Source organism: Streptomyces sp. NPDC091682 (assembly GCF_044756625.1).
Classification (GTDB): domain Bacteria; phylum Actinomycetota; class Actinomycetes; order Streptomycetales; family Streptomycetaceae; genus Streptomyces.
Genome location: NZ_JBIVTH010000016.1, coordinates 146,937 through 159,564 on the forward strand (window position 1 = coordinate 146,937; position 12,628 = coordinate 159,564).

Genomic DNA, 12,628 nt, shown 5'->3' on the forward strand with positions numbered 1-12,628 from the left:
GAGGAGGACGGCGCACATGCGGATCACCATCCTGACCGTGCCCGATTGCCCGAACGCACCGGTCGTACGGGATCGGATCACCACCGCGCTCGCCGGCCGGAGCGCTGAGGTGGAATTCGTCGAGGTACGCGAGGAGGCCGAGGCCGCCCGCTGGGGAATGACGGGCTCTCCCACGGTCCTGCTCGACGGCATCGACCCATTCGCGGTGGCTGGCGCCCCGGCGAGCGTGTCCTGCCGTCTCTACCGGGACGCGGACGGACACGCCGACGGGGCTCCGAGCATCCGGGTCCTGCGCCAGGCCCTGTCCGGGACCAAGCCCGCCCCGGCTGCTGACGGACTGGAGCTCTGCGAGGCGGAGCTGCTGGACCCGATCGGCCGGGCCGGCTGCGGCCGGAAGGCCCCGGCCGAGCGCGGCCTGCGCGCCGTCCACCAGGCGGTGCTGCGGCACGTCGCCACCCACGGCACAGCACCGGACCCGACGGCACTCGAGCCCGTCGCCGCGCGAGCGGGAAGGACTGCCGCTGATGTCCTCGCCGAGCTCGACCGTGAGGACTTCCTGACCCTCGACGAAGCAGGGCGGGTCCGCGCCGCCTACCCCTTCTCAGCGGTGGAGACCCGGCACCGGATGCGGCTGGCGAGCGGTGTGGAAGTGTGGTCGATGTGCGCCGTCGACGCGCTCGGCGTCTCCGCCATGCTTGGAGGCCAGGACGTACGCATCTCCTCCTCCGACCCGGTCAACGGCAAGCCGGTCACCGTCACGTTCACCGGTGGCACCACGCTCTGGCAGCCGGCGGACGCGGTCGTCTTCATCGGCCGCAGCGACGGCAACGGGCCCGCCGCCGCAGTGTGCTGCGACGCGCTGATCTTCTTCTCCAGCCGAGCATCGGCCGAGCAGTGGCAGCAGGCGCACCGCGAGGTCAGGGGCCAGGTCGTCAGCCAGGACCGAGCTGTGCAGATCGGGCAGCAGACCTTCGGCCCGCTCCTCCAGGACAGCTGAACTCGGCCATGGCCGGTGAGAGGACGCCCTGGAGCGGGCATCCTTGAGGACCGGGCGGAATCCCGAGTGGCGACCGAGAGCGGTCAGGGCCATGACGAAGACGGAGCCTATGGACCGGCAGGCCGTGTGCGAGGAACGAGCACGCCCGCCAGACCTTCCACTGCCTTCTCGACGCGGCATCGAAGGACCCTCTCGCGCGGCTCACCCACGGCACCACGTGGACCAACGAGCAGCTGCTGTGGCACATGCTCTTCGGCTACATGGTCGTCCGGGCGCTGCTCGTCCTGGTCCGCGTCTTCGGGGGCTTCCGCGCCGGGCAAACAAGGGGTTTCGCACGGGTGCTGAGCGGCCACCGTGCCGTTCGATCTGATCAACTGCCTCCAGGCACGGCAGCCGCATGGCGCGGTGCCGGAAGCCTGAACCAGGAAGCGACTGGCACATGGGTCGCTGCGTGGCGGAGCGCGCAGGCGGTCCTGTGGGCGCACCATGGAAGGACGAAGGCGAGCGGTATGACGAGCGGGCAGGAGCCCGTCGATGGCGCGTGGGCGATTGCGGATCTACCTTGGGGCCGCCCCGGGGGTGGGAAAGACGTACGCGATGCTCGAGGAAGGGCAGCGGCTGGCCTCGGCCGGTGCCGATGTGGTCGTCGGTTTCGTCGAGCCGCACGGGCGGCGGCCCACCGCTGCCCTCGCCGAGGGGCTGGAGATCATTGCCCGGCGCGCCATGGAGTACCGGGGGGCGAGCTTCACCGAGATGGACCTGGACGGGGTGCTCGCCCGCCAGCCGCAGGTCGCCCTGGTCGACGAACTGGCCCACACCAATGTGCCCGGTTCCCGCCATGCCAAGCGATGGCAGGACGTCGAGGAACTCCTCGACGCGGGGATCGACGTAGTCACCACGCTCAACGTTCAACACCTGGAGTCCCTGGGCGACGTGGTCCGGCAGATCACCGGTGTCCCGCAGCGTGAGACCCTGCCCGACGAGGTGGCACGCCGCGCGGACCAGATCGAACTGGTGGACCTGCCGCCCGAGCTGCTGCGCCGACGCATGCTGCACGGCGAGATCTATCCCTCGGACCGCATCGATGCCGCCCTCACCCACTACTTCCGCGTCGGCAACCTCACGGCCCTGCGCGAACTCGCCCTGCTGTGGCTCGCCGACCGCGTCGAGGAAGGACTGCAGCGCTACCGCGCGGAACACGGCATCACCACCCCCTGGGAAACCCGCGAGCGCATCATGGTCGCCCTCACCGGCGGCCCCGAGGGAGACACTCTGATCCGCCGCAGCGCCCGGATCAGCGCCCGAGTCCCCGGCAGTGAGCTGCTGGCATTGCACGTCGTACCGAGCGACGGCCTCACCCACGGCGATCCCGCCACCCTCGCGGCCCAGCGGGCCTTGGTGGAGTCGCTGGGCGGCAGTTACCACCAGACCACCGGTGACGACATCCCCGAGGCGCTGCTCCAGTTCGCGGAGGCCGAGAACGTCACGCAGATCGTGCTGGGCGCGAGCCGCCGCGGAAGGCTCTCCACGTTCCTCCGCGGCGGTGTCGGGCACCGGACGATCCGGCGATCCGGCCCCATCGACGTACTCGTGATCACCCACGAGCACGCCGCCGGCTCGACTTCCGCCCTGCGACTGCCGCATCCGAGCCGCGCCACCGGCCCACGGCGCTTCTGGACGGCGATGCTGCTCGCGGCGATTACGCTCCCGGGCCTGACCGCCCTCCTGGTTCTCCTGGGCGAGCACGTGGACCTCTCCCTTGCCTTGGTGCTCTACCTGCTGGCTGTTGTCGTGGTCGCCCTGGTCGGTGGCCTAGCTCCCGCACTGGTTGCCGCTCTTGCCGCGGGACTGCTGGCCGACTATTACTTCACCCCGCCGATGCACTCGTTGCGCGTCCAGCACCTCGCCGACGTCATAGCGCTGGTGGTGTACGTCGTCACGGCCGTCATCGTCGGCATGGCCGCGGGTGCAGCCGCACGCAGCACGTACCAGGCCGTCCGCGCGAGTTCCGAGGCCCGGGCACTGAGTCGGCTGGCCACCGCCATGATGCACGGCCAGGACCTGCCGGCCTTGCTCGAGCAGGTACGGGAGGACTTCGGCCTGGAGGCGGTGAGTCTGTTGGAACGCGATACGGGACATGCCGCCGAGCCCCGCTGGTACGTCGTCGCCAGCACCGGCGAGGATCCACCCGAGCGCCCTTACGACGCGGATGTGGACAGCCCCGTCGGCGACGACCTCACCCTGGCTGCGCGAGGGCGCCCGCTGAGCAGCGATGACCAGCGCGTACTGGGAGCGTGCGCGGCCCAGTTGGGCATGGCCTACTCGCACGGCCGGCTTGCTGCCCACGATGCCGAAACGGGCCTGCGCGCCGCAGCCGAGCACACCAGGACCTCGCTCCTCCTCACCGCGAGCCGCGATCTGCGTGGCCCACTGCGCACAGCCGACGAAGCGCTGGATGGCGTCGGCGTCGGCGTCGGCACGGATACGAGGGAGAGCCGGAACCTCGCCATAGCCCGGTCGTCGGTGCGGCGTGCGGTCCAGCTGCTCTCGGATCTCGACGAACTGAGCCGCCTGCACGCCGGGGCACTCGACCTGTATCTGCGGCCCGTCGACCTCGATGAGCTGCTGACCGCCGTTCTGGACGACTTGGGCCCCGGCGGCCATATGATCCAATGCAGCCTGCCGGAGCTGCTGCCCGACGTGATCGCCGACGCGGCCGTGCTCACTCGCGTGCTGACCGCCTTGGCGGCCGAGGCCCAGCGCCACAGCCCGCCGGACCGGCCCGCGCGGCTGACTGGCAAGACCCGGTCCGGCCAGGTGGAAATCCATATGACGGACGGCACCAACGACGAAGTGCAGGGCGCGGAACGCGGCACACATCCGAGTCGCACGCCGGACAGTCTGACCCTGCGGATGTGCCGTGACCTTACGGAGACCATGGGGGGCACCCTTGAAACTGCAGCCGTCGGCCCCGGCTTTGCCGTGACGCTCAGGCTTCCGGCGGCGGCCTCCCGGCGGCCGATCACCCCGTCTGCGCCCTCCCCGACGGAGGATCAGTGACTCGCGTCAGCCACTGCCCGGGTGCACCGAAGTCACCGACCGTCGATCACTGCAGGCCTGAGACTTTGAAGACCGTGAGGGCCGTCTCGCGGTCGATACGCTCTGCCAGCTGGCGCAGGGCTGTCTCGCCGCACAGCAGAGTGCCGCGCCGGATCGATGTGCGGGTGTCCGTGTCGAGGCGGCGCCACATCGCGGGGTTGCGGGCCAGGACGGTCGGATCGATCTCGACCTGGCTTCCCTCCGTGTCGCGGAGGATCATCCGCTGGGCCACCCCGTCGGACCACCTGACCGAGACGAGGGAGTCGGTGCGGACAGTGTGTTCCACCAGCAGTCCTCGGGCGCTCAGCAGACCGGGACCTACGGAGACCCTGGACGGCAGCAGGATCACGAACAGGAGGGTGGCCAGGCCGGTCCAGAGGGCGCCGCGGGTCGCGTCGAGCTCGCCGAAACCCGCGTCCATGGCGAGCAGGGCCGAGTACAGGAGGGACGCGACACCGATGGCCGAGCGCCTCTCGCCGGCCCAGTGGATGTCGCGTGCGATAGGTCCTCGAGGTTCCGCGCCGGCGTGAGCGCCGGTCGCGGACTGCGCGAAACGTCGTCCCATGGGGATGACGTTAGGGCCGGTACGGGCCTCGACATCGGACCCTGACGCACCGCTGATGTGATCGCTACGGCATTTTGACGGAGCTCCGGTCCGCGGCCCCCCCGTCGGCTCAGTGGCCTGGCGGGCCCGTGGTGACCGGCGCGGGATTCCACGGCGCGGGGGCAGGCGGTGGCTCGAACGGTCCGGCCCGGTTGGCCATGAGGATCAGCATCGTCCCGACGACGAGCACGGTGATGGCGATGAGGACGAGCCCGACGGGGTTGCGAGGGTTGTAGTAGTAGCGGTTCGTTCCCCACTTGCTCCGCTTGAAGACCGGTTCGTCGTCGTGATGCACTGGCTGCGTCCTAGCTGGGTCGAAGGTATGGGGCGGCGCGCATTCCCCAGCGGCCATTCCGGTCAGGAGGCGCAGCCCACTGCCTTCTGGGCCGCGGGGAAGTACACGGTCATGAGACGTGTGAGGGCCTCACGGCGTGCGGGCACGTCGGAGGCCTTGGCAGGCGGGTAGATCTCGACGACGAACTGGCTGGGTTTGCCCTCGTAAGTGCACCGTGCGACCGCGACGGCCATGGAGTCGGCAACGCGGGCGGCGTCGCCCACGTCGATCTGTGCGGGATCGCCGGAGCTCGTCAAGCGCTGTCCGATGCCACCCATGACGTCTTCGTCCGCCGTGGTCACGTCGCCTTTCACAGTCAGGACGGTGTTCTTGTCTACGGTCAGTTCGCACCGCGGAGCGTGCGGCCTGGCTGCGTACGTCGACTGCTCCAGCTTGGCTCCAGGCGGAAGCAGCGGTGCGATGAGAGCCGAATCGACGGCCACGCCGCATATGTCGCCCGGCAGCGCGTACTCCCTGCCCTCGCTGCACCCGGTCACGGAGATCAGTGCCGCGGCCCCCGCGGCGGCCAGCATGGCCGTGCGCAGGCGCTTCACTGGGTGCCTGCCAGACCCTTGGCAGCGACGTTCCCCGTCACTGCGGACGTGTTGATCTCCTGCTCCAGCGTGCGCGGCGTGTAGGGGTGCCCGGGGTTCGCCTTGGCCCATTCCTCGGAGAGCGCCCTCAGCTGGTTCTCCCGGTGCGTGAACGTCTTCGCGTTCTGGTCCTGGACTCCCGCGTCGATCCGCGCCTGTTCGTCGAGCTGCCACTGGTAGGCGAGAGCGTCGACACCTCGTTGCGCTATGTCGCCGACCACCGGGATGAAGTTGGCGGCTCCGCCGAAGCCGTGGTAGCCCCACTTGGCTTCCCACGTGGGGTCATCCTTGTCGGTCTTGAGGGCCTGATAGCGGGCCTCTTCGAGGAAGCCGACCGTACGGCCCGCATCTTGCAGCGTCTCGTTGGGGTCACGCGGGTGTTCTGCGTGGATGTCTTTGATCATTTCTCGGTTCATGGCCTCGTTGAGCATGCCGTAGGAGTTCTGGTCGCGGGAGACCTGCTTGCTCACCTCCAGGAGGTGGTGGCGGTCGAGCTGGCGGGGGTCGTCCGGCGTGTCCGACATGGCGCTGGCCGAGTGGTGTACGACATCGCTGTGGGCGGAGAGGACCTTGGCCATGTCGTCGCGCATCTCGGACGGGAACTCGTCGCCGCGCTCGGAGAGGTACTTCAGGGAGCGGTCCAGAACCTGGCGGTGTTCGGGTGTGAGGTCGTCGGGACGCGTTGTCATGTTGTTGGGGTCGACTCCTGTGGCCGCGGAGACCAGGGCGGCGCCCGTGGCCTCCCGTGCGGCGTTGCCGTCCTTGGTGTTGAGGGGCGTGTCGTCGAAGGTTTGCCGGTCGCCGAGGACGTACTGGGCGTTGTCGGTGGGCTGCGTCGCGTTGAAGAACTCCGTCGCGGCGTTCGGGCTCGCGGCCAGGGCGGTCATGAAGCCGGTCATGGGGTCGCGGCCGAAGTCCTCGCCGATGAAGTTCAACTTCGGCACTGGTGGCACGCCGCCGTTCCAGTAGTTGGCCGGGAGCTTCATCTTCTTCTCGGTGGCGACGAGCGCGTTGCCGTAGTCGTTCAGGAAGCGGTTGTCCCAGTCGCCGCTGCGCATGAGGTTGCTCATCACCTGGTAGCCGTAGACCTGGCTGCCGCGGGTCTGGATGCGCTCCTCGCCCAGCTTGACCATGTCGTTCTCCCAGGTGCGCATGGCCGGGCTGTCGGACTGGGTGGCGCCGGCCAGGGTGAGGGAGAGGTTGCGCTGGAAGTCGCCGAGCTGGTCGTGGCGGGAGCGCTGCAGGGTGCCGCCGTCGGACGGGTCTGCCAGGTCGGCCCAGAAGTCGAGCAGCCCGCGTGGGCCGATCGTGGTGGCGAGCTGCTCCTGGAAGAGCCGGTCGTCCTTGTACTTGGCCAGGTCGGCATTGAGCTTGTCGAATTCCTCGGGGGACATGTCGTCGCCCTTGGTCTTCAGGAGCTTCGCGATCCGGTCGGCGTCCTTCATGGCGTCCGCGGCGCGGTCGCGGTCGTAGTAGGCGGCGTCGGAGAAGCCGTACGGGGTCTGGCTAACCAGCATGGTCAGCGCCTGGGCGGCCGTCGTGTCGCTCTCGGTGGCGCCCTCGAGGATCCGCTGTACTTCGTCGCGGAGGGCGGTCGCATCGGCCTCGGTGTGCTCGGGCACCGTCGTGCCCTTGGCGGCGCGGTCGGGGTGGATGTTCATCGTGACGGTGAAGCCGCCATTGCCCGCCGGCACCACGGTGAGGTTCTTCTCCAGCCCGCGCCGGATGGCCTCGTTCAGCCTGGCCTTGTAGTCGACGAGCTCACCGTGGGTGTCACGCAGGATGTTCCCGATACTCGTGGCCTCGGTGGCGGCGTCGGCGAACTCCTTGGCGGTCTTGCCGATGAACTCCCGGGTCACGGTCGCGTTCACCCCGGCCCAGTCGGCCTTCGCGGCTTTACCGCCGAGGTCGCCACGGGCATCCGACTCCAGCTCCCACAATTTCGTGGCCATGGCCGTCCAGTCCGCGACGGCGGTTGACAGCTTCGAGAAGTCCGCGAAACGCAGTGCGTCCAGGTCCATCAGTGCTGCGCCCTTTCCTCGAATCCTGTATTGAGCTGCGCGAACTTGAACTGGGTGGCGATCCAGTACTCGCCTTCGGCGTGCGCGTTCTGCGTGTAGTCGAGGTGGTTGGAAATGTGGGCGCAGGCGTCCAGCAGCGTTCCCACCTGGTCGTGCCACTTGTCCGCGAGCGTCGAGAGGGCGGTCCCCAGAGCGAAGTCCTTCTTCAAGGAGCCGGCCGCCTCGTGCGTACTGGCCTTGGCATGGTCCCCATCGGTGCCGAGCCTCTGCCGCAGCTTGAACGCGGCGTTACCTACTGCCGCCAGGTCCTTCTGGGTGACCACCAGATCCCCCTGTGGCCCGGGCCCGCCGCCCCCTCCGGGATCGAGCTGATTGAGCCGCATTGCCGTCTGGTTCGCAGCAGCGGCTGACTTGAGCTCTGCCCATTCGGCATCGAATGACATAGGACCCCCGTGGTGAAAGTGACTTGTTCGGTGAGCGATTTCGGTCCAAGCGAGATCATTGGGCCGGATGAGGTCGGCGGCCTGCGGGGCGTGGCTGGACACCGGTCATCAGAATGTCCAGGCCGCGGCGTGTGGTCACCAGCACGACGCGGTCGTCGTGGCGCAGGACCCGTCCGTGTGGTGGTCGCCAGTTGAAGGCAGGCCGGTCCGTGCGGAATCCGCCGAGTGTGTCCGTCGAGGAGGCCGACCGGCGGCTGGTCGCGGGGCCGACGGCGAGTACGCGCCACTCGTGTTCCTTGAAGGCCTCGTGTATGGAGTGCCCTTCGAGTTCCGGGTGGCCGGCGACGTCCACGACGGTGAAGAGCAGGGATCCGCGCTCCACCGGCATGACCCCCAGCACGTGGCGGCCCATCATCGCGGCGGCGAAGGAGGGCGCGGCCAGCGCCGAGACACTGCGGCTGCGGGTGAGCGCGTCCGGGTAACCGGCGCGCATGGTGCGGGAGACGGTGGCGGCGAAGTCGTCGCCGTACAGGCGCATCACGGCGCGCACACGGGGGTTGCTCTCGCGTGCGGCCATCACGATGTCGAGGTTCTCGCCGTCGTCGTGCGTGAGGACCAGCAACGACTTGCTGGTGCCGATGCGGGCGAGATCGAGGACTCCGGGAGCGGCAGCGTCCTCGAGTAGCAGGTGCACGCCGAGCTCGCGTGCCAGCGCAATCCCTCGGGCTTGCGGGTCCCGCTCGATCACCACGACCTTGTGGTCGGTGGTGCACAGCTGGGCCAGGGCACGCGTGCCGATCTTGCCGAGTCCGACCACGATGATGTGGTCGTGCAGGCCGGCATCCGGTACGTGGTTGGCCGACGCGGTGCGGAAGGCCAGCGTGGCGTTCATCGCGGCGGCCACGACGAGAGGGAGTACTGCCAGGCCGACGAAACCCGCGATGAGCTGGAGGACCTGGCGGGCCGTGGACTCTTCGGTTGCCGGGTCGCCCATGGTGAAGATGTCCAGCAGTGGCAGGTACACCGACTTCCACAGCGGTCCGTCCTCCACGACGGCCGTCGCGGTGGCCAGTAGCACCACGGCCGCGGCGAGAACCCCGAAGACAGCGGTCACTTCACGGGATACGAAGATCTTCCAGGGCAGGTGCCCGAGCCGGTCGCTCAGCCAGCCCCGGTAGGCCCGCCGCCGCCTGGCGGGGGGCGCCGGCGCGTGGTGGTGGGTCACCTCTTCGAGCATGAGCCGGCCGTGCGTGAACTGCCGGTGATAGGCGGTCGCGGTGTCGGGCAGCAGCTGGGTGCCGTTGGCGCCCGGCGTTTCCGCGCTGTCCTCGCCCAGTGGGTCGTCCATGTGCGTACCGGAGAGAACGGCGAGCGTGGCCAGGTCCGTGGTGTGGGGCGGGGTCCCGGCGGGGCGGACCACTCCGCGGAACACCTTGCCCTCGACCTGGAGGGTGGGCCCGTGCCCGACCGCCGCAGCGGCCACCAACTCGGGGACGGCCGTGTCGGCGTCGGAGAGCACCGTCGTGGACGCGTCGATGAACGCGTCGTCGTGCCCGGCGTGCGCGGCTGCGGCCCGGTCGAGGAGCAGTTCGAGATGGCGACCGCGGTCCCGGTTGAACATGCGGATGACCAGGCGTACGGACGGATTGATGCTGCGGGCGAGCAGGGCAGCGGTCATGTTGATCTGGTCGTCGCCGTAGGTGAGGGCAAGCGCCGCGGCACGCTCGACGCCGGCCTCCCGGAGGGTCTGCTCGTCGGGCCGCGCGGAGATGAGCAGCTCCACGGGGGAGTGGGGATCCCGGTGCAGGGCGACGACCTCGGCGCCGTGCCCCTCGCGGCGCGACGGCAGGACGACCGTGACGGCCTCGCCGCACACGGCGTCGAGTTCCTGTGCCAGGCGGTGTGCGAGGCCGTCGTCACCACAAATGATCATGTGTGTGGAGCGCTGCCCGACTCGCGCTCGGAGCTGGAGGGTTGCGGACATGCGGTCAGAACCGCCCTGCTGTCACATCGGTGGCGGCCGGCAGGGACAGGACCATGGTCAGGCCTCCGCCGGGGGTGTCCTCGGGGGTGAGCGTGCCGTCCATGGCCTCGGTGAGGCCCCGGGCCAGGGCGAGGCCGAGGCCGAGTCCGGCGGTGTTGTCGCGGTCGCCGAGGCGCTGGAAAGGTTCGAAGGCGCGCTCGCGGTCGTCGGCAGCGATTCCGGGGCCCCGGTCGGCGATCCTGATGTCGACCCGCCCGGCCAGGGCGCTGGCTGTCACCAGCACCGGGTGTTCCGCGGGCGCGTGGCGGACCGCGTTGCCGACGAGGTTGGCCAGCACCCGTTCGAGCAGCGGCGGGTCGGCCTGAAGCGCCGGTACCGATTCGAGGTTCTGCACATCGACGGCGGGCCCGCCGTCGGGCGTCAGGTCCAGCGAGTCCAGCGCGGCCGGCAGGACTTCCTCCAGTGTGGTGGCCCGCAGGTCGAGCGTGAGGGCGCCGGCTTGGAGGCGGCTGAGATCGAGCAGGTTCTCCACCAGGCGGTTGAGCCGGTTCAGGGACACCTCGGCGGAGGCCAGCAGTTCCGCGCGGTCCTCGGCGGAGAACTCGATCTCCTGGTTGCGCAGTGAGCTGACCGCGGCCAGCGCCCCTGCCAAGGGGGTCCGCAGGTCGTGGCTGACGGCCCGGAGCAGGGCGGTGCGCAGGCGGTCGGCCGCCTTGATGGGTTCGACCTCGGCGGCGGCCTCGGCCAGCCGGGCCCGCTCGACGGCCGCGCCGACGTGCGCGGCGAAGGCGGCCAGCACGCGGCGTTCGGAAGACGGCAGCGTACGGCCGCGCAGGACGAGGAAGGCCTCGGGGCCCGCCGCCACCACGAGGGCGGCCTCGGTCGCGCCCCCTGTGTCGCAGGCTTCGGGAGCCAGCTCGACGGTGTCCATGCTGAATGTTTCACGCGTACGTTCCAGCAGCGCCGGGATCGTCTGGTCGCCGCGGACGATGCTGCCGGCGAGGGACGACATCGTCTCCGCCTCGGCCGTGGCTCGAGCCGCACGGCGGGAGAGCCGCAGGGACCTGTCAGCCGCGGCGGCGACGGTGGCGGCGACGGCGGCGAAGACCACCAGCGCCAGCACGCTGTCCGGGTCGCTCATGGTGAACTCGCCTATGGGCGGCATGAACCAGTAGTTGAGGAGCAGTGCGGCGGTCAGTGCCGCGATCAGGGCGGAGGCCACTCCGCCGATGCAGGCCACGCACACGACGGCCACCAGGAAGAGCAGCGCCTCGCTGGTGAGGTTCAGTGTGCCGCGCATGCGGTCGAGGCCGAGGGTGAGCAGCACCGGGAGCACCACGCCGGCCACGGGTCCGGCAATGAGCCGGGAGGTGGGGAGAGTGCGGCGCCGGGACGGGAGTAGTCGGCCGTGGCCCGCCCGCTCGTGCGTGACCATGTGGACGTCGATGTCCTCGGACAGCGCCACGACGGTCTCGCCGATCCCGCGACCAGTGAGGAAACGTTCCAGCCTGCGGCGCCGACTCGTGCCGAGGACGAGCTGGGTGGCGTTCTCCGCCATCGCGAAGTCCACCAGCGCGGTGGGCACTTCGTCGCCGACGACGGAGTGGTAGCTGCCGCCCAGGTGCTCGACGAGGGCCCGCTGGCCGGCCAGAGCCGCGTGCGAGACCCCGGCGGCGAGCCCGTCGCTGCGCGCGATGTGCACGGCGAGCAGTTCACCGCCGGCGGACCGGCCGGCGATGCGTGCCGCGCGACGGATGAGGGTCTCGCCCTCGGGACCGCCGGTGAGGGCGACCACCACGCGTTCCCGGGTCTCCCAGACATCCCCGATGCCGTGCTCGGTACGGTACTTGTGGAGGGCCTCGTCCACCCTCCCGGCCAGCCACAGCAGGGCCAGCTCCCGCAGCGCGATGAGATTGCCGGGGCGGAAGTAGTTGGCGAGCGAGGCGTCGATCCGCTCCGGGGGATAGATGTTGCCGTGTGCCATGCGGCGCCGAAGTCCCTCGGGGGGTATGTCGACCAGCTCGACCTCATGGGCGCGGCGCACGAACTCATCAGGCACCGTCTCGCGCTGCGGGACTCCGGTGATCTTCTCGACGACGTCGCTCAGCGACTCCAGGTGCTGGATGTTGAGCGTGGTGACGACATCGATTCCGGCGGCGAGGATGTCCTCGACGTCCTGCCACCGCTTCGGGTGCCGGCCGCCCCCGGGGACATTGGTATGGGCGAGTTCGTCGATCAGCACCACCTGCGGCCGCCTCGCCAGCAGCGCTTCACGGTCCAACTCCGTGTACCGGCCGCCACGGTATTCCTGTCCGGCCGGCGGGAGGATCTCCAGGCCGTCGAGCTTCTCCTCGGTGTGCCGGCGCCGGTGGCACACCACGAAACCGGCCACCACATCCGCGCCGCGGGCGGCCCGGCGGTGTGCCTCGTCGAGCATCCGGTACGTCTTGCCTACGCCGGGGGCCGCACCCAGAAAGACCTTGAGCCTCCCGGGCCGTACGAGCTGATGTCCCGCGTCGGCCACCGGGCCCGCCTCGTGCGTGTTCGTCATGC

At 69.9% G+C, this 12,628-nt stretch carries 9 protein-coding genes; 2 read left to right on the forward strand and 7 right to left on the reverse strand.

Annotated elements, in window-relative coordinates; genetic code table 11:
• Nucleotides 1–16 precede the first annotated feature (16 nt).
• Nucleotides 17–997, forward strand: coding sequence for an alkylmercury lyase family protein (locus ACIQK6_RS31550; protein ID WP_402696049.1), 981 nt, complete (start codon nt 17–19; stop codon nt 995–997).
• Nucleotides 998–1,531: 534 nt separating this feature from the next.
• Nucleotides 1,532–4,057 (forward strand): DUF4118 domain-containing protein, encoded by a 2,526-nt coding sequence (locus ACIQK6_RS31555; RefSeq protein WP_402696051.1) that lies wholly within the window; start codon nt 1,532–1,534, stop codon nt 4,055–4,057.
• Between the two features lie 46 nt (nt 4,058–4,103).
• Here ACIQK6_RS31555 and ACIQK6_RS31560 read toward each other — a convergent pair whose 3' ends face one another.
• The 7 genes from ACIQK6_RS31560 to ACIQK6_RS31590 form a co-directional block, all read right to left on the reverse strand.
• Nucleotides 4,104–4,661: a hypothetical protein gene (locus ACIQK6_RS31560; RefSeq protein ID WP_402696053.1), complete on the reverse strand. Its 558-nt coding sequence runs from the start codon at nt 4,659–4,661 to the stop codon at nt 4,104–4,106.
• A 109-nt stretch (nt 4,662–4,770) separates the two neighbouring features.
• Nucleotides 4,771–4,995, reverse strand: a complete 225-nt coding sequence (locus ACIQK6_RS31565; RefSeq protein ID WP_402696055.1) for a hypothetical protein — start codon at nt 4,993–4,995, stop codon at nt 4,771–4,773.
• A gap of 62 nt (nt 4,996–5,057) precedes the next feature.
• Nucleotides 5,058–5,588 (reverse strand): hypothetical protein, encoded by a 531-nt coding sequence (locus tag ACIQK6_RS31570; RefSeq protein ID WP_402696057.1) that lies wholly within the window; start codon nt 5,586–5,588, stop codon nt 5,058–5,060.
• Complete coding sequence (locus ACIQK6_RS31575) at nt 5,585–7,648, reverse strand: hypothetical protein (protein WP_402696059.1); 2,064 nt, start codon at nt 7,646–7,648, stop codon at nt 5,585–5,587. The genes ACIQK6_RS31570 and ACIQK6_RS31575 overlap by 4 nt, the downstream gene beginning before the upstream one ends.
• Nucleotides 7,648–8,091, reverse strand: coding sequence for a hypothetical protein (locus tag ACIQK6_RS31580; RefSeq protein WP_214346496.1), 444 nt, complete (start codon nt 8,089–8,091; stop codon nt 7,648–7,650). The genes ACIQK6_RS31575 and ACIQK6_RS31580 overlap by 1 nt, the downstream gene beginning before the upstream one ends.
• 55 nt (nt 8,092–8,146) lie before the next feature.
• On the reverse strand, nt 8,147–10,024 hold the full coding sequence (locus tag ACIQK6_RS31585) for an NAD-binding protein (protein ID WP_402696061.1): 1,878 nt from the start codon (nt 10,022–10,024) through the stop codon (nt 8,147–8,149).
• 55 nt (nt 10,025–10,079) lie between these two features.
• A complete protein-coding gene (locus ACIQK6_RS31590; protein WP_402696062.1) occupies nt 10,080–12,626 on the reverse strand; it encodes an ATP-binding protein in 2,547 nt (848 codons plus the stop codon).
• Nucleotides 12,627–12,628 lie beyond the last annotated feature (2 nt).

Coding starts and splice junctions, on each gene's coding strand:
- ACIQK6_RS31550 (WP_402696049.1), top strand. CDS start 17: ATGCGGATCACCATCCTGACCGTGCCCGATTGCCCGAACGCACCGGTC.
- ACIQK6_RS31555 (WP_402696051.1), top strand. CDS start 1,532: ATGGCGCGTGGGCGATTGCGGATCTACCTTGGGGCCGCCCCGGGGGTG.
- ACIQK6_RS31560 (WP_402696053.1), bottom strand. CDS start 4,661: ATGGGACGACGTTTCGCGCAGTCCGCGACCGGCGCTCACGCCGGCGCG.
- ACIQK6_RS31575 (WP_402696059.1), bottom strand. CDS start 7,648: ATGGACCTGGACGCACTGCGTTTCGCGGACTTCTCGAAGCTGTCAACC.
- ACIQK6_RS31580 (WP_214346496.1), bottom strand. CDS start 8,091: ATGTCATTCGATGCCGAATGGGCAGAGCTCAAGTCAGCCGCTGCTGCG.
- ACIQK6_RS31585 (WP_402696061.1), bottom strand. CDS start 10,024: ATGATCATTTGTGGTGACGACGGCCTCGCACACCGCCTGGCACAGGAA.
- ACIQK6_RS31590 (WP_402696062.1), bottom strand. CDS start 12,626: ATGACGAACACGCACGAGGCGGGCCCGGTGGCCGACGCGGGACATCAG.